Source organism: Parabacteroides acidifaciens, from assembly GCF_003363715.1.
GTDB classification, from domain to species: Bacteria; Bacteroidota; Bacteroidia; order Bacteroidales; family Tannerellaceae; genus Parabacteroides; species Parabacteroides acidifaciens.
Window position 1 is genome coordinate 103,433 of the sequence record NZ_QREV01000008.1, and the last position, 16,895, is coordinate 120,327.

The window sequence follows — 16,895 nt, forward strand, 5'->3', positions numbered from 1 at the left end:
TTTGTCTGCCGGATGTAAGCCCGATAGGATATGAGAGAGAGGTGGAGGATAATTTTGTTTTTACTTTTTACTGCAAATATAGCTTTTGCGGACAATAACCTCGACTCAATATTGATCCGTCTGGATCAGACAATCCTCCGGCATGAGATATATAAGAACGCAAGGGAAGCCCGTATCCGTGTCCTGAAGGAAAAAGCAGTAAATGCCGAGCCTGTCTCTCTTGCCGCTTATCAGTTGAATGATAGTATTTTCCGGGAGTATAAATCCTATATGTGTGATTCTGCGGTTCATTATCTGAATAAAAACGTCGAGATTGCCCGTAAGCTTCATGACCGTGAACGGGAATATAAAAGTATATTTCTTTTATCTTCATTGCTTGCTACTGCCGGCATGTATCAGGAAGCTGTCGATATGTTGGGAGATATCCGGCGAGAGCAGTTACCCTCCTCCCTTATTCAGGATTATTACGTTTGTAAGGAACATGTTTACAGGGAAATATCGGGGAACTCCCGTGAACCGAAAAGTAAACGCCGTTATGGGGATTTGTCTCTGGCTTACCGCGATTCGTTATTAAGGATACTGCCGGAAGGTGTAGACAAGCGGATTGAGTTGCAGGAACTTGTCTTACGAGCAGACGGACGTATGGAGGATGCTTGCCGGATAAACGATGCCAGGCTGGCAAGAGTGCCTTTCGGCTCTCCGGAGTATGCACTGACCTCTTATCAACGTGCCATGATCTACCGTCAGGAGGGGAATCGGGAGAAAGAGAAACTCTATTTGGCTCTGTCATCTCTGTCAGACGTGCAATCTGCCATCACGGATCATGCTTCTCTGTGGATGCTGGCCGATTTATTGCTCAAGGATGGCGATATAGAACGTGCTTATCACTATATCCGTTTTTCCTGGGATGAGACAAACCGGTTCCGGGCCCGTTCGAGAAGTTGGCAGAGCGCTGATATCCTTTCGCTGATCGACAAGAACTATCAGGCAACGATCGAGAAAAAGAACCGAATGCTGGTGACCTACCTGGCTCTGATCAGCTTGCTGACCTTGTTACTGATATCTGCCGTTATTTATATCTACCGACAGATGAAACGCCTGGCGGAAGCCCGGAATCATTTGCAGGAAACAAATGGGCAGTTAAAGGTTTTGAATGGGGAGCTGCATCAGATGAACGCACGTTTGCAGTCGGCCAACCGGCAACTTTCCGAATCCAACCAGATTAAAGAGGAATATATCGGACGTTTCATAAAGCTATGTTCTACTTATATCGATAAGCTGGATGGTTACCGCCGTATGGTCAACAAGAAAGTCTGTGCCGGACAGATAGAGGAGCTGGCCAAAATTACCCGTTCTTCTAATGCGCTGAACGCGGAATTGGATGAATTGTATAAGAATTTTGATACGGCATTCCTTCATTTGTTCCCTAACTTTGTGGCGCAGTTTAATGCGCTTTTGCAGGAAGACGAACAGATCGTATTGAAGAGGGATGAGTTGTTGAACACGGAACTCCGTATTTTTGCTTTGATTCGCTTAGGCATTAATGATAGTTCCCAGATTGCAGAATTTCTTCGTTATTCGGTTAACACGATCTACAACTATAGGGCGAAGGTAAAAAACAAAGCCTGTGTTTCCCGGGATGATTTTGAGAATTTGGTGCGTGAAATACATTAATCCTTTCACTGCTAATCCACTTTTTTAGTAACATTGTTTTGAGTTATTATGCTGTAATATAGTGTATTAATATTTTTGTTTGTCCACTTATTTGTTCACTGATCCTGTTTTGTCTTTTCTTTCTGCTTAATTTTGAATCACACAAAAAGTAATACGCATGGAGAAGAACATAGGGGAGTTTCTATCCCGCAAAAGTACGGAGATAATCGCTATAATTGCCTGTATCGGTTTAGTTGTTACTCTGATTCTTGCTGCCGGAACGATTCGAATTGAGCAGGAGAAGGCGTGTATTGTGTCGCATAAATAAAGAAAGTGTTTTTGGTATTCTCTTATATATAAATACCCGGTTTAATGTTTTTAGGGTACGCTGTTTGTGATAATCCCCGAACTTTCTAAAATGAAAGTGGCGGGGATTCTTTTTTTCTTATTACTTTTGCCGTTGAAACAGGTTTCGTTATCCTTTTCAGGATAAGGATTAAAAGGGAACCGGGTGGGAATCCCGGACAGACCACGCGTTCCCGTGGGGTAGGATAAGACTTGTCGGCAAGAAATAAAATAAATTGAATATGAAAAAGTGTCTGGTAGGATGTTGCCTGCTTCTGTCGTTATTGGTTGTATCATCGTGCACAACCAATAACAACCGGCAGACTGAAAAGGAAGAAGTAGCCGAACAAAATGCGTATTCTGCTACCGTCCGTATTGTGCCGGAATATGCCTGTGGTTTTAGTGTATCTTACAATGACGGATATGTTTTGTTGGATATTCAGGACCCGCAGAATGAGGAAAGTACGACTTTCCATTATGCACTTGTCAAGAGAGGGACTAAGCCGGCGGGTATCCCTGAATCATATACGGTGATCGAGACGCCTATCCGGAGTGTTATTTGTATGACATCCCTTCAACTATCCAACTTTATTAAAATGGATGCCTTAGATAAAGTTGTGGGAATTACCAGCACGCGGCATCTGTTTAACAAAAAAATGAATGAACGGTTGGAGAGCGGGAAGACTGCTAAGATCGGTATAGAAGGAAATTTCGACAATGAAGTGATCATGAGCATGAATCCGGACTTGATTCTCGTTTCACCTTTTAAGCGGGGTGGATATGAAACCTTGAAAGACGTCGGTATTCCACTGATTCCCCACTTGGGATATAAGGAGATGACGCCGTTAGGACAGGCGGAATGGGTGAAGTTCGTAGGTTTATTGTTGGGTGAAGAACAGAAGGCGAATGAAACCTTCTCGACCATAGCAATGCGGTATAATGAATTGAAAGTATTGACGGCGGAAGGAAAGGTAAAGAGACGTCCGGTCGTTCTGAGCGGTGAGATGAGAGGGGGAAACTGGTATGCCGTGGGAGGCGAAAGTTTCCTGGCACAGCTTTTTAAGGATGCCGGAGCCGATTATTTCCTGAAGGACGACAAACGATCGGGCGGTGTGATACTCGACTTCGAGACTGTCTATAACCAGGGTGACGAGGCCGACTATTGGCGCATCGTGAACAGCTATCCAGGTACATTCAGCTATAAAGCCCTGCAAGACCAGGACCCGCGTTATGCAGATTTCCGGGCTTTCAAGGAAAAAGGCATCATCTATTGCAATATGAAAGATACTCCTTTTTACGAAAGCATGCCGACCGAGCCGGAAGTTGTATTGGCCGACCTGCTGCATATCTTCCATCCGGACCTGTTGCCCGGCCATACGCCTGTTTATTACGCACTATTAAAATAAGCTACGTTGATGAGACACTCTACTACTTTTCTGATGTTGCTGATCGTGGCGTCTATCCTTGTTTTGATGTTCCTCAATCTGGTGTTGGGATCGGTATCTATTCCGTTGAAGTCTGTCTGGAATATCGTATGCGGAATAGGAGAGGAACCGGTGACCTGGCAGAATATCGTCTGGAAATCCCGTCTTCCGCAAGCCTTGACGGCATTGGTGGCAGGAGCCGGTCTGGCGATAAGCGGTTTGCAGATGCAGACGGTTTTCCGGAATCCGCTGGCTGGACCGTCCGTTTTAGGCATCAGTTCCGGTGCCAGTATGGGGGTCGCCTTTGTGGTGCTGTTGAGCGGAAGCCTGGGCGGTGTGGCGCTTAGCAAATTGGGGTTTATGGGAGAGATTGCCCTTTCTATTGCGGCGGTGATCGGTTCGTTGTCGGTGATGGCGTTGATTGTCTATGTTTCGCAAAAGGTAAAAGGGAATGTGACGTTATTGATTATCGGTGTGATGATCGGATATGTGGCGAATGCGGTGATCGGCGTGCTGAAGTTTTTCAGTGTGGAGGAGGATATCCGTGCTTATGTGATCTGGGGGTTGGGTAGCTTCTCCCGTGTATCCGGCAATCAGATGATGCTGTTTGTCGCGATCATGTTGGTTCTGATCCCGCTATCTTTCCTTTTGATAAAGACGTTGAACCTGATGCTGTTAGGAGACGGGTATGCCCGCAACTTAGGCTTGAATATCAAGCGGGCGCGCTTGTTGGTGATCACTTCGGCCGGTGTGCTGACGGCTATCGTAACAGCTTATTGCGGTCCTATCATCTTTTTAGGGTTGGCGGTTCCGCATCTTTGTCGGGCGATATTTCAGACATCCGACCACCGGATACTGATGCCTGCCGTATTGTTTGCCGGGGCTGCATTGGCGCTGGTTTGTAACCTGATTGCCCGTATGCCGGGATTCGAGGGAGCTTTGCCGGTCAATTCGGTGACGGCTCTGGTCGGTGCTCCGGTGATCGCTTCCGTACTATTCAGCAAACGTAAGAACGAACTGAACGAATGATGAAACAAGATACAATCCATATAGATAACCTCTCTATCGGCTATCAGTCGAAGAATGATACAAAACTGGTTGCAAGCCATATACAGGCCCGCATCTACAGTGGTGAATTGACGTGCCTGTTAGGAGCGAACGGGGTGGGGAAGTCGACGTTGTTGCGCACCCTGTCCGCTTTCCAACCAAAGATAGAAGGGGTAATTTCTGTCTTAGGACGCGACGTCGACAGCTATTCGGATAAGGAACTGAGTACGACTGTCGGCGTTGTGCTGACCGAGAAATGCGATATCCGGAATATGTCCGTGCATGAACTGGTCGGGATGGGACGCAGCCCTTATACCGGTTTCTGGGGGCGGTTAAGCAAGGAAGACAAACGGATTGTGGAAGAGTCGATCGCCTTGGTGAAAATTGAAAACCTCACCTCCCGGATGGTACATACCTTGTCTGATGGAGAACGGCAGAAGGTGATGATCGCGAAAGCACTTGCCCAGGAAACGCCTGTAATCTTTCTGGATGAACCGACTGCCTTCCTTGACTTTCCGAGCAAGGTGGAAATCATGCAACTACTCCACCATTTGACAAGAAGCACGAACAAGACGATCTTCCTGTCTACGCACGACCTGGAACTGGCCTTACAGATTGCTGATAAAATCTGGCTGATGGATAAGGCTAACGGTATTACGACCGGAACCCCCGAAGACTTGGCTTTAAGCGGTCACTTGAGCGGTTTCTTTGCCCGCAAGGGAATTGTGTTCGACACCGAGACCGGCCTGTTCCGCATCGATAACCAATATTCGACGGAAATACGCCTGAACGGGCACGGGCAGAAATACGCAATGGTTCGCAAAGCCCTCCAACGAAACGGCATACGTGCCGACCGTCGTGTGGAATCGTCCGCTTGGATAGAGACGACGGGAGAAACCTCTACATTTATTGTTCATTTGCCAGACGGACAAGTCCGCAATGCCGGGACTATAGAGGAGCTCTTACAGATTATATCTACCCATCTTTAACAAACTTCCCTTTCCGTTTGTTATCAGTAGACAGATTGTCAAACGCTGAAAAACTAAACGATATGAAAAGGTATTTTCTTTATGTTTCCCTGCTGTTTGCGGGTGTGCTTACCTCTTGCGGAGATGATGCTCCGAACGAGATCGATCCGTCGGTCCCTTTCTACCAGAATCTGGGTGTCGAATACAATATTACGCAGAATCATACGCATATAGGTGCAAACTTCAACAAGTATAACAGCGAAGGTGTGAGTCTGAGGCTGCCGGATAAAGACATCCTGTTCAATGGGAAGGAACCGGATTTCTTAGGACAGGGTACTTATATGTATATGCTCTCGGAACCCGGACTGGATCCGGTTACCTTTACTTTCACCCGTTGGAAAGGTCAGGTGTACACGAATAAGGTCTCTATCGAAGATGTCGATCCGATAGCCATTCCCGAATCATTTACGACTATCAAGGGAAGCGGAAGTACGGTTATCACTTGGGAAGGTAATCCGATCGGGAAAGACGAATATGTCCAAGCGCATCTCACCTATAGCGGAGGCGTTTATGACCTCAACAATACGCAGGAGGGTGCAACCTCTATCACGCTGAACTTTACAAACCCGACCTCGGCTGCTAATGGAACGCTATATCTGAGCCGTGTCAGGAAATTACCTTTGCAGGAAAGCAATGGCGATGCCGGTGGAAAGATCGATGTCTCATACGTGCAAAATAAAGACGTTGTATTCGAGTGATTACATCCGGTAAGGTATTTCTCCGTTTTCCGAGATCAATAGGATAGACAGTTTTCCATCCGGTAGCAGGGGGGCACAATGCTCTTGGCATTTCTTCAACAGAAGCGGGAAGAAACGTGCTTGCCCGGCCGGATCGAACAACTCCCATAGCTCACGAGCCTGGGTCAGGGAATCTATCCGAATGATTGTTTCGGGGGGACATCCGGCTTGTCCGGCAACTTCCTTTAGGAAGGATTTGTTCATGACGACCTTCTTGCTATGCGTGTCCAATGCCCCTTCCGCCAGTTTGACGGCTTTGCCGATCATGATGCCCATGATTACCTCTTCGAAGTGCAGTTCGGAAGCAATCTTCAATGTCTCGCCGATGAAATTCCCATAGTGGATGAACATTTGCGGGGGAAGTTCCCCCCCAAGTTTGCCTGTCAGATATGCTTTCAGGAAGTGTTCGCTTTTAGCGCCGGAGTTGATGACCAGGCGGGAACAGCCTATTGCTTTGGCTACCTCCGCCTCTTTGCGGATGGAAGCGATAAAAGCCTCGTTGGAGAAAGGGCGGACGATACCCGAAGTACCGATGATGGAGATTCCGCCAATGATCCCTAATTTAGGGTTGAAGGTTCGGGAGGCCAATGCCTGTCCTCCGGGGACGGATATTGTGACGATTACTTCTTTAGTCAGGCCGGCCAAGCCATTTTCCTGTAACACTTTGGTTAGCTCTTCCGTCATTAGCCGGCGTGGAGTAGCATTGATCGCAGGGCTGCCGATTTCGAGTCCCAGGCCCGGAAGGGTAACTGTGCCGACCCCTTCACCGCCTCTGAACAGGATAGAAGGGGTATGGCCTTTCCCGGCAAAGCTTGAGTCCGCATTTACCAGTTCGATACGTGCTATGATGGAACAGCCGTTTGTCACGTCCGGATCGTCACCCGAATCCTTAATGACAGTGCATTGTGCCGCCTTGTTCTCCCATTCGGTCGAGGCTACCGGAAGCGTGATGCATTCGCCCGACGGCAGTGTAATCCGGCTGTCCGGCTGCTCTTCTCCCGTCAGCAATGCCAGCAATGCCGCTTTGGCTGCAGCAGTGGCACAGGCCCCGGTTGTAAAGCCACTGCGGAGTGGGAAGAAGTCTGGCGCCAGCCGTTCAATAGCCTTCCGCAATCCTTCTACGCCTTGTACAAAGGTGAATGTCTCAGGTAGGGCAGGCCGTTGGATGACATAAACGGGAATGCCGCAGGCTTGTGCCGCCTCCACTTTTTCGTTGAAATAACCGCTTTCCCCACTTTCTTTCGTTAGGATCGCATCCGGGCGGAGCTGTTCGAATAATCGTTTTTCATCTTCTCCCTCTTTAAAAAAGACAAGCCGTTCGCGGGGGAAACCGCTTGCATCGGCCAGTGAGAGCGACTCTTCCCGGTTCAGGATACGGAACCGGCAGGGCGTCTTTTCCCAATAAGGACGCAGCTTGGCGATCGTCTTTACACCTGTCAGCGCCAGCAGGTCACGGATACCGTCGGCACGGAGGCGGTCGATGGCGTCTGCATAGTCCGTACACCATATCAGCCGTCCGTCCCGTGCGGGATATTGCCTTTCGAGACGGACAACCGGGATTTGCAGTCTGGAAGAAACTTTGGCAAGTGTCCGGTGCAACTGGATGGCGAAAGGATGGGCGGCGTCTATCAGTAATGATATTTGTTTCTCACGGCAGAACTCCGTCATCTCTTCTTCCTGCATACCGCCCGTGATTCGGATGGCATGAGCCGTTTCGATCGTTTGCTCATTGCTCACCGTCGAGTAGTAGTAAGGCTTACCGGCACTTTCTACTACTTGGATGGCTTTGCGCCCTTCTGTTGTTCCTCCCAGAATCAGAATCATACTTATTTCCGGAATAGATGTTTAAACTCGTCTGCATATAGGCGGGAAAGTCCCTCTCGGTTATCAATGGCGTCGCCTACGACCAGCAGGGTTGTCAGCGTCAGGTTGTTGTCCTTGACGATCCGCGCCAGGTCTTTCAGTTCGCCCCTGTAAATACGTTCGTCTTTCCAGGTCAGCTTGTAGCAGGCGGCAACCGGCGTCGTCGGCGGGTAATGTTCCAGTAGTTCTTTCTGCACCTGTTCGACGATTCCGGCACTGAGGAAGATACACATGGTGCTTTGGCTGGCAGCCAGTTTATGTAGTTGTTCCTTTTCGGGCATGGGCGTACGCCCTTCGCCACGTGTCAGGATGATCGTTTGCACTTTTTCCGGTATGGTGAATTGGGAGCGGAGGGCAGCTGCGGCAGCCTGGAAAGAGGAGATTCCCGGCGTGATGTGGTAGCTCATTCCGTATTGGTCGAAGAAGGCCATTTGCTCTTGTATCGCTCCGTAAATGCAAGGGTCCCCTGTGTGCAGTCGGACTACAAACAGGCCTTTGTCGTAGAACTCTTTCATCAACATAAATTGCTCTTCCAGATTCATGTCGGCAGAGCTTCGCACTGTAGCCCCTTTTTTGGCACACAATGTCAGTTCTTTCGGGACAAGGCTGCCGGCATACAGGATCAAGTCTGCCTTTTCCAGCATTCGCCTGCCCCGGATGGAGATCAATTCGGGGTCGCCCGGTCCGGCTCCTACGATTTCGATATGTCCCTGTTTCTCTTCCTGACGCTGCGCATGCTTGTCCAGAGCAACTGAAAAGGTGAAGTCGCATACATCCCGTGTCTGTCCTTTATGTTTTTCGATAATCAACGGGCCGCCTTCCGCACTCCGGATGGCTGCTGCTTCCGAGACACTTGCCGAGCTGGTGACATCTTCTACTTTGGAAGAGGGATTCGGTACGTTGATCTTATTCAGTTCCTCTGCCGGATAAGTCTTAAACGGACACTTCAGATACTCTTTTGCAAAGGTGTTGAGCAACGGTTCGTCCTTTTTAAGGTCGATGGACGATACATCCGCAATGGCTTTCGGATTGATATGAAAGGAGGATAGATGCCGGGTTACTTCTTTTGTAAAAGCATCCATATCGTCCAGTCCCTTCTTACAGCCGACGCCCATATGGAGCACCTTTGGAAAGAACGACAGGCAAGGAATCGGTGAATCTCCGTAGAAATAGGGACTGACTGTAATCAGTTGTTCGTATTTCTCCATATCGATATCCGGATAGTGATAGAATATGTCCACATGAGAAGGGCAGGTCTGTTCCAGATAGTCCGTATCTTTTGTACGGACATCGAGCAGAAGGGCTGTCGGTTTCAGGTTGACGAATCGTGTAATGCATTCGTTCATCAACTTCTGTGGGCACTCTTGCGTGCCGGCCTTCCGGTCGTATATATCCGTCTCCCAGCCGAACTGTTTGGAGAAAGTATCCAAAGCCCAGAGCCCCTGATTGTCGCTTTGAGTCGTAACGACTGCCTCGGCATTCAGCATACGGGCCAATACATGCGTCAGGCTGTTTGCCCCGCCTATATGCCCGGAGAGGACCGATACGACATACTTCCCGGTACTGTCGATGCAGACAACCGCCGGATCTGTATATTTACTCTTTATATAAGGTGCGATGCTCCGCACGCAAATACCCATTGCCCCGATGAAAACAAGGTTTCCGGATGCTGCGAACAACTCGCCTGTCAGCTCCTCGAAGGAGGAGAACTGGCAGATATCATTCGCTATGTCCTTGCTATAAATAACTGTCTCTCCGGGATATCCGTCCCGTATCTTGCGTGCTAACGGCAGGCTGCTTGCCGACACTACAATGATATTCAAAGAATCTTTATACATAATGTTTACCGGTTGCGCAAAGTATTGTTATCGGATTATATTGATCGAGCGTGATATTCATCTCCGAATGCAGCTTCAGACCGTTCTCTTCAACCGCCTCCCGGAACAGTTTGCAGCTTTCTTCCGATACGGAGTTGAATACGATCTTGCCATTCAGCGAATCCAGGTGAGGAACGATTTTCCGGACCATTTCTTTTAGCTTGCCGCCATGTCCGCCGATAAAGACCGCATCTACAATCGTATTCTCTTCGATAGTCGTATCCAGGAAGTCGCCTATATGCAGGTCGATGCCGGGAGCGCTATGCAGCCGTGCATTGGATTGTATGATCGTTTCACATTCTTCCCGCACTTCGAAAGCCCGGATGTGAAGATGCGGATATTGCCGGCGCGCCTCGATCGAGATAGACCCGGTGCAGGCGCCAATATCCCAGAAGCTACGGCTGTTGTGCAGCTCCAGCAGGCTCAGGTCGATTGTGCGGATCGGCGCTTTGGTGATCATTTTTGCCCTGTCATCCAGTAAGAGAAATTCCGTGTCCGGAATGCCGACAGCCGGACGTTGCCGGTTGCAATGCGGAGCCTTGAACAACAAGACGCAGTTCGGCCTTTTGAAAGTCATCCGGCTGATTTCTTCGATAGAATATATCTTATATATCTTTTCTTCATCCGGATTGCCCAAATGTTCGGCAACCCGCATTGTGTAGTCTTTGTCCAGATGGTATTCTACCATTCTTTTAGCAATCGCATCAGGCGTGTGGACATGGTCGGTCAGCACGCCGATCAGCGGATGGTATTCTAACAACGCCCGGTCAAGTTCGTGCCAGGGGCGTCCGGTTACGGACACGGCGTGCATATTCTCGTAGGCTATCTGTTCCCGGTGGGCAAACATCTGCAAGGAATTAAAATAAGGGAATACTTTCATGCCGACCCCTAAAAGGTGTTTCCGGACGGTAGAAGCAAAGCCGAAGAAGAACGGGTCGCCCGAAACGAAGGAGACTATCACTTTATCCTCCTGAATCAGCCGGCTGTATTCAGCCATAACCTCGTCTATCGGCGCTTTTATCTCGATCCATACCGCATCGGCGGGTAGAAAAGGCTTCACGATTTCGTAATGCCGTTTCCCTCCGGAAAAGATATTGTCGTGTTTAATACTCTTGATGATTACTTCTATATGCTTGGGTTGTGGATTATCGTCCATACCGACCATATAGATGTGTGTTTTGCCGTAAGTCTCGACTATTTCTCTTGTGTTCATACGTCTCTACCTGGTTTTAATTGTTCTGCGTCATTGTAGCAAAGTATAGCGTTTACCAAAGTTGCGGCCAGGTTGCTACCTCCTTTCCGTCCTTCGACAATGAATTTAGGAATGGAGACAAACGGTTTTACCATGTGTTTGGATTCCTGTACGTGTACAAAACCGACAGGAGCGGCAATGATGCCGGCGGGTGTGGCTTTCCCTTTCCTTATCAGGTCACAAAGTTCTATCAGCGCCGTGGGCGCATTGCCAAAAACATATAATGCATCAGGATGTTCACTCGCCGCAAGCCGGATGCCCGCCTGTGTACGGGTAATACCTTTTTCGGCTGCCAAAGCAATGGCGCGTTCGTCCTGCAAATAACATTTTACTTCGATCCCCATTCGTTGCAAAGCTCCTTTTCGGATGCCGGAAGCGGCCATTGTCACATCGGTGATGATGGTGCGTACTTCGCCTTGGCTAAACTGCTTGTACAAGGAGGCGACGGCATTGTCGTCGACCCGCAGGATGTTCTCCATGTCGAAATCGGCGGTCGTATGGATAGCGTGGAGCAGGGCCCACTTCTTGTCGAGCGGGATCTCTTTATTCTTCAGTTCTTTCTCTATCGTGCGGAAACTGCGGATCATGATGTCCTGGCCGATGCCGACATCCTTGTTCATCTTGATCTCGCCATAGTAGCCACGCGGTGTGATGAACTTGTCGCCTGAGATGTATGACTGGGAGTTCCCGATCAGGATGACCGTAAACATATCGACCTGTTCGGGGTCGAACTCGCCAAGTGTAGTCAGATTGACAACCTGCTCCTCACGTCCGGCCTGGCGAACATAACCGACAGGCGTCGTCGGGTCGCGCTCTTCGAGGAAGAGTTCTTTCAGGCGGTATAACTGCCAATAGCGTCCTTCGCTTTTCGGATTGTAGACGGCTGTCACGAAATCTCCGATAGCTGCCGCCCGTATGCGTTTCTCGATCCGTTCCCAAGGCGTCATCAGGTCGGAGAGGGAGATGATGCAGAGATCATGCCCGATAGGAGCACCCAAAAGCGAAGCCGCTTTCTGGAAAGCACTGATGCCGGGCACTACTTCTATCTCTAACTGAGATGCTTCTTGCTTCACGCTCATCTCATAGATCAGCGGAGCCATTCCGTAGATTCCGGCATCGCCGGAGCTGATCACCGTCACCGTCTTTCCTTCCAAAGCATGTTTGCATGCCTCTTCGGCACGTGCTTTCTCGCGCTTCATCCCGGTGTCGATGCACTGGGCGTCCGGACGGACAATATCTTGTATGAATTGAAAGTAATAATTATATCCGATGATGACATCCGACTGCCTGATGGCAGACAATGCCGCCGGTGTTATATCTTCACGGCTTCCCGGACCGATACCGGCGACAATGATTTTCCCTTTGCTCATATATAATCTGTTTGTAGATAATAGAAGCAAAGGTACGATTTATATTTAGTTTTCTTCCGCCGGCTGATACAAATATCGCTTGATACTCCGCTTCGGAGTCTTTTCGAACTCTTCCTGATAGAGCTTGAAACAGGATACTTTGCTGTACGCCGGCATTTCGGCATTCAGCTGGTCGACGTTCTGCTGCATCAGCCTTTCGATCTCGGAGTGTTGCATGCCGGCCTTGTCCACCTGTTCCCAGTCCGGATAGATCAGCGCCACCAGTTTGCCGCCTTGCGAGATGATGATGGACTCGGCGACATAAAGCATATTGTTCAGGCGGTCTTCGATCTCTTCGGGGTAGATATTCTGTCCGTTGGAACTCAGTATCATGCTCTTGCTGCGTCCGCGTATGTAAAGGAAGCCGTCCGCATCGAGCGTCCCTAAGTCGCCGGTGCGCAGCCAGCCGTCGGGCATCATGACTGCCTTGGTCGCTTCCGGGTTCTTGTAATAACCCAGCATCACATTCATGCCGCGGACCAGTATTTCGCCAACTTCGTTTTCCGGATCGTTCGAGTCGATCCGTACTTCCATGCGGTCGACGATCCGGCCGACAGAACCTTGTTTGAAAGTGTCCCATTGCTCATACGACACCAGCGGCCCGCATTCTGTCATGCCATAGCCGACCGTATAGCGGAAGTTGATGGATTTGAGGAATGTTTCCACCTCTTTGTTGATGGCAGCCCCGCCGATCACGATCTCGCCGAAGTTCCCGCCGAAAGAGTCGTTCAGCTTCTGGGCGATTTTGTCTTTTACCTTCTGGTCTACGTAGGGCACTTTCAGCAGCAGCTTGATAAGCGGCTTTTCGAGTTCGGGGAATACCTTATTCTTAATAATCTTTTCAATGATAAGCGGAACGGCAAGGATCAGTGCGGGACGAATCGTGGCGAAAGCCTCTGCAATGATCTTGGGGCTCGGCGTACGCGTCAGGAAATGGACGTGGCAACCTTTGTTGACGGAGTTCAGCACCTCGAACGCCAACCCGTACATATGCGCCATCGGCAGCATACAGACGATGTTGTCTCCCGGATGGATGAACGGCAGGCGGTCGTAGGCGAACTGCGTGTTGCTCCACAGGCTGCGATAGGGAATCATGACGCCTTTGGAAAAGCTGGTTGTTCCCGATGTATAGTTCAAGACCGCTAATTCTTCCGGGTCTTCGACATGATATTTCACGTCTTCGGCCTTGAAAGAGCGCGGATATTTCTTGCCGAAATACTCGTTGATGCGGTCACGCACGGTGCGGACCTCCTTGTTTTTACAGTCGATGATGGAGAAGTTGTCCAGCATCATGAAAAGTCTGACCTCCGGCATCATCTTTTCGTTCATATTCTCCCAGTTGTTGGAACCCGCCAGTACGGCTTTCGCTCCCGAATGGTTGACGATATGGTGGATGTTATCCGGCTTGAACTCATGCAGGATCGGCACGGCAACAGCTCCGTAGGCAAGTATCCCGAAGAAGCAGATCGCCCAGTTGGACGAGTTGCGCCCGACGATGGCCACTTTGTCGCCTTTCTTGATACCGGCATGTTCCAGCAGGATGTGGAACTTCTCTATCCGGCGGGCAACGTCTTTGAAATGGTAAGTATGTCCATTGTAATCGGAGAAAGCGGGGAGGTCCCAATGCTCCTTGATGCTTCTCTCTATAAGGCCTAAGAAACGATTATCCATATTGATACAGTTTTAAAAAGAACCGGGAATCCCGGGAGAATGTTGCAAAGATAACAAAGAAACAAAAATTCCATAGGCAGGGAACAAAAGTTTCATGCCTATGGAACAAAAGTTTCATGCCGAGGAAACAAAAGTTTCACGCCGAGGAAACTATTTTAATCTGCTTACCAGGGAGTGACCGTTACGTTACGGAACTGCACTTCCTTACCTTCGCTCTGCAGGCCGATGTAACCTTCTTTCACCTTGTTTGTGCCGGTGTTTTGATAAACGCCGTTGATGTAAACCGTGATGACGCCGTCTTTCACGAAGATATTCGCTTCGTTCCATTCTCCGGCAGGCTTTTCGCTGTCCGGATTGCTCTTCCGTACGACGGGGAAGCCTGGGCGCGGTTCTCCCGGTTTGCCCTGGTATTCGGCCAGGTCGGAACCTCCCAGAAGAACGAAGTCGCCGGCGTTATCCTTCATCAGGTTACACTCGATGCCGTTCGGGAACGGGTTCTTCGGATCTTCGATCAGCAGGAAGATACCGCTGTTAGCCTTTTCCTTACCGTTCGGCCAGCGATATTCCACGTGCAGCTTATAGTTGCCATATTTCTCTTTTGTGTACATATATCCGAATGGCTGTCCTGTAATGTTGATGACACCGTCTTTTACAGAATATACCTGGTCGGCGGGGACAGAATTCTTGTCGACAACGAAGTTCCAGCCCGAAAGGTCTTTCCCGTTGAACAACTTGGTCGTTTTCTGCGCACTCGCTTCACTTCCGAAGCACAAAAAGGCGGCAGCCATTACTGCCATTGCTAACATTCTTTTTTTCATGGTCTTACAAAATTATAAATGTGATTAATCAACAATAAGTTTACGGTAACGGACACGTTTCGGTTCGACATCACCCAATTGCTTGCGCTTGTATTCTTCGTACTCCGAATAAGAGCCTTCGTAGAACACGACATTGGAATCTCCTTCGAACGAAAGGATATGTGTACAGATGCGGTCCAGGAACCAGCGGTCGTGCGAAACGACAACGGCACAGCCTGCGAAGTTTTCCAATCCTTCTTCCAGCGCGCGGAGCGTGTTCACGTCGATATCGTTGGTCGGTTCGTCGAGCAACAGGACGTTTGCCTCCGCCTTCAGCGTGAGGGCGAGGTGCAGGCGGTTTCGCTCACCACCGGAAAGCACGCCGCAGAGTTTTTCCTGGTCGGCCCCGGCAAAGTTGAATTTGGAAAGATAGGCGCGCGAGTTGATCTCCTTGCCGCCGACGCGGATAAATTCTTGTCCGCTGGAAACAACCTGATAGACCGTCTTGTTCGGGTCGATATCTTTGTGCGTCTGGTCGGCATAACCGACTGTCACAGTTTCACCCACTTCGAAAGTTCCCTTGTCGATGCTTTCCATGCCCATGATCATCTTGAACAGGGTGGTTTTACCGGCGCCGTTCGGACCGATCACGCCGACGATGCCGTTAGGCGGCAGCATGAAGTTGAGGTCGTCAAACAGCAGTTTGTCGCCGAATGCCTTTGCCACGTGTTGGGCTTCGATCACCTTGTTGCCTAATCGCGGACCGTTCGGGATGAAGATTTCCAACTTGGCTTCCCGCTCTCTCTGGTCTTCGTTCAGAAGGGCTTCGTAAGAGTTCAGACGGGCTTTGCCTTTTGCCTGGCGGGCTTTCGGGGCCATATTGATCCATTCCAACTCGCGTTCGAGCGTCTTACGCCGCTTGCTGGCCTGCTTTTCCTCCTGTGCCATGCGTTTTGTCTTCTGGTCCAGCCAGGAAGAATAGTTGCCTTTCCAAGGAATGCCTTCGCCGCGGTCCAGTTCGAGAATCCATCCGGCTACGTGGTCGAGGAAGTAACGGTCGTGCGTGATACAGATAACCGTACCTGCATATTGTTGAAGATGCTGTTCCAGCCAGTCGATCGACTCGGCGTCCAAATGGTTGGTCGGCTCGTCCAGCAGCAATACGTCCGGCTGTTGCAGCAGCAGGCGGCAAAGGGCTACGCGGCGGCGTTCACCACCTGAGAGCGTGTCGACAACCTGATCTTCGGGCGGACAGCGCAGGGCGTCCATCGCCCGTTCCAGTCGGCTGTCGAGGTTCCATGCGTCTGTTGCATCTATCTTATCTTGCAGTTCGGCCTGACGGTTGATCAGTGCATCCATCTTGTCCGGATCTTCCAGCACTTCGGGATCGCCGAACTTTTCGTTTACTTCTTCAAACTCCTTGAGGGTGTCCACAATCTCCTGTACGCCTTCCTGCACGATTTCCTTCACCGTCTTGCCCGGTTCCAGCTTCGGGTCTTGTTCCAGATAGCCCACGGAATAGCCCGGAGAGAAAACAACTTCTCCCTGGTATTCTTTTTCAATGCCTGCAATAATTTTAAGCAGTGTGGATTTACCGGAACCGTTCAAACCGATGATCCCGATCTTCGCTCCATAGAAAAAGGACAGGTAAATATTTTTCAATACTTGTTTCTGAGGCGGAAAGGTCTTGCTCACTCCCACCATCGAGAAAATAATTTTCTTGTCGTCTGCCATATTATAATTGATATGTATTTATATGATTATTGTTGTTCGTGGACAAACTTACTAAAAT

Annotated in this window: 13 protein-coding genes and 1 riboswitch; of the genes, 6 read left to right on the forward strand and 7 right to left on the reverse strand. The window is 49.6% G+C overall.

Annotation, left to right across the window (positions count from 1 at the left end; translation table 11 throughout):
* Positions 1-30 precede the first annotated feature (30 nt).
* From DWU89_RS05505 to DWU89_RS05525, 6 genes are all read left to right on the forward strand, one after another.
* On the forward strand, positions 31-1,674 hold the full coding sequence (locus tag DWU89_RS05505) for a DUF6377 domain-containing protein (RefSeq protein WP_115498637.1): 1,644 nt from the start codon (positions 31-33) through the stop codon (positions 1,672-1,674).
* Positions 1,675-1,831: 157 nt separating this feature from the next.
* Entirely contained in the window at positions 1,832-1,981 is a 150-nt protein-coding gene (locus DWU89_RS20755; protein WP_167451642.1) for a hypothetical protein, read from the forward strand.
* 128 nt (positions 1,982-2,109) lie between these two features.
* Positions 2,110-2,233: riboswitch (cobalamin riboswitch) on the forward strand.
* Between the two features lie 7 nt (positions 2,234-2,240).
* Positions 2,241-3,404, forward strand: a complete 1,164-nt coding sequence (locus DWU89_RS05510; RefSeq protein ID WP_115498638.1) for an ABC transporter substrate-binding protein — start codon at positions 2,241-2,243, stop codon at positions 3,402-3,404.
* Between the two features lie 9 nt (positions 3,405-3,413).
* Positions 3,414-4,451: an iron ABC transporter permease gene (locus DWU89_RS05515; protein WP_115498639.1), complete on the forward strand. Its 1,038-nt coding sequence runs from the start codon at positions 3,414-3,416 to the stop codon at positions 4,449-4,451.
* Positions 4,451-5,458, forward strand: a complete 1,008-nt coding sequence (locus DWU89_RS05520) for an ABC transporter ATP-binding protein (RefSeq protein WP_115498665.1) — start codon at positions 4,451-4,453, stop codon at positions 5,456-5,458. The genes DWU89_RS05515 and DWU89_RS05520 overlap by 1 nt, the downstream gene beginning before the upstream one ends.
* Before the next feature lie 62 nt (positions 5,459-5,520).
* Positions 5,521-6,195: a hypothetical protein gene (locus DWU89_RS05525; RefSeq protein ID WP_115498640.1), complete on the forward strand. Its 675-nt coding sequence runs from the start codon at positions 5,521-5,523 to the stop codon at positions 6,193-6,195.
* On the opposite strand, the gene cbiD is transcribed toward DWU89_RS05525, so the two are convergent.
* From cbiD to ettA, 7 genes are all read right to left on the reverse strand, one after another.
* Positions 6,196-8,058, reverse strand: coding sequence for a cobalt-precorrin-5B (C(1))-methyltransferase CbiD (gene cbiD, locus DWU89_RS05530; protein WP_115498641.1), 1,863 nt, complete (start codon positions 8,056-8,058; stop codon positions 6,196-6,198).
* A 2-nt stretch (positions 8,059-8,060) separates the two neighbouring features.
* Positions 8,061-9,935 carry a precorrin-4 C(11)-methyltransferase gene (gene cobM, locus DWU89_RS05535; RefSeq protein ID WP_115498642.1) on the reverse strand — a complete coding sequence of 625 codons (1,875 nt, stop codon included), beginning with the start codon at positions 9,933-9,935 and terminating at the stop codon, positions 8,061-8,063.
* Complete coding sequence (gene cbiE, locus DWU89_RS05540) at positions 9,928-11,187, reverse strand: precorrin-6y C5,15-methyltransferase (decarboxylating) subunit CbiE (RefSeq protein ID WP_115498643.1); 1,260 nt, start codon at positions 11,185-11,187, stop codon at positions 9,928-9,930. Before cbiE ends, cobM begins: the two co-directional genes overlap by 8 nt.
* A complete protein-coding gene (gene cobJ / locus DWU89_RS05545) occupies positions 11,184-12,596 on the reverse strand; it encodes a precorrin-3B C(17)-methyltransferase (protein WP_115498644.1) in 1,413 nt (470 codons plus the stop codon). Before cobJ ends, cbiE begins: the two co-directional genes overlap by 4 nt.
* A 45-nt stretch (positions 12,597-12,641) precedes the next feature.
* Positions 12,642-14,306, reverse strand: a complete 1,665-nt coding sequence (locus DWU89_RS05550) for an AMP-binding protein (protein WP_115498645.1) — start codon at positions 14,304-14,306, stop codon at positions 12,642-12,644.
* 164 nt (positions 14,307-14,470) lie between these two features.
* Positions 14,471-15,124, reverse strand: coding sequence for a 3-keto-disaccharide hydrolase (locus DWU89_RS05555; RefSeq protein ID WP_115498646.1), 654 nt, complete (start codon positions 15,122-15,124; stop codon positions 14,471-14,473).
* Positions 15,125-15,148: 24 nt separating this feature from the next.
* Complete coding sequence (ettA, locus tag DWU89_RS05560; protein WP_115498647.1) at positions 15,149-16,837, reverse strand: energy-dependent translational throttle protein EttA; 1,689 nt, start codon at positions 16,835-16,837, stop codon at positions 15,149-15,151.
* Positions 16,838-16,895 lie beyond the last annotated feature (58 nt).

What these genes read in the sequence shown, in the direction of transcription:
- DWU89_RS05505 (WP_115498637.1), top strand. Translation starts at nt 31, where the DNA reads ATGAGAGAGAGGTGGAGGATAATTTTGTTTTTACTTTTTACTGCAAAT.
- DWU89_RS20755 (WP_167451642.1), top strand. Translation starts at nt 1,832, where the DNA reads ATGGAGAAGAACATAGGGGAGTTTCTATCCCGCAAAAGTACGGAGATA.
- DWU89_RS05510 (WP_115498638.1), top strand. Translation starts at nt 2,241, where the DNA reads ATGAAAAAGTGTCTGGTAGGATGTTGCCTGCTTCTGTCGTTATTGGTT.
- DWU89_RS05515 (WP_115498639.1), top strand. Translation starts at nt 3,414, where the DNA reads ATGAGACACTCTACTACTTTTCTGATGTTGCTGATCGTGGCGTCTATC.
- DWU89_RS05520 (WP_115498665.1), top strand. Translation starts at nt 4,451, where the DNA reads ATGAAACAAGATACAATCCATATAGATAACCTCTCTATCGGCTATCAG.
- DWU89_RS05525 (WP_115498640.1), top strand. Translation starts at nt 5,521, where the DNA reads ATGAAAAGGTATTTTCTTTATGTTTCCCTGCTGTTTGCGGGTGTGCTT.
- cbiD (WP_115498641.1), bottom strand. Translation starts at nt 8,058, where the DNA reads ATGATTCTGATTCTGGGAGGAACAACAGAAGGGCGCAAAGCCATCCAA.
- cobM (WP_115498642.1), bottom strand. Translation starts at nt 9,935, where the DNA reads ATGTATAAAGATTCTTTGAATATCATTGTAGTGTCGGCAAGCAGCCTG.
- cbiE (WP_115498643.1), bottom strand. Translation starts at nt 11,187, where the DNA reads ATGAACACAAGAGAAATAGTCGAGACTTACGGCAAAACACACATCTAT.
- cobJ (WP_115498644.1), bottom strand. Translation starts at nt 12,596, where the DNA reads ATGAGCAAAGGGAAAATCATTGTCGCCGGTATCGGTCCGGGAAGCCGT.
- DWU89_RS05550 (WP_115498645.1), bottom strand. Translation starts at nt 14,306, where the DNA reads ATGGATAATCGTTTCTTAGGCCTTATAGAGAGAAGCATCAAGGAGCAT.
- DWU89_RS05555 (WP_115498646.1), bottom strand. Translation starts at nt 15,124, where the DNA reads ATGAAAAAAAGAATGTTAGCAATGGCAGTAATGGCTGCCGCCTTTTTG.
- ettA (WP_115498647.1), bottom strand. Translation starts at nt 16,837, where the DNA reads ATGGCAGACGACAAGAAAATTATTTTCTCGATGGTGGGAGTGAGCAAG.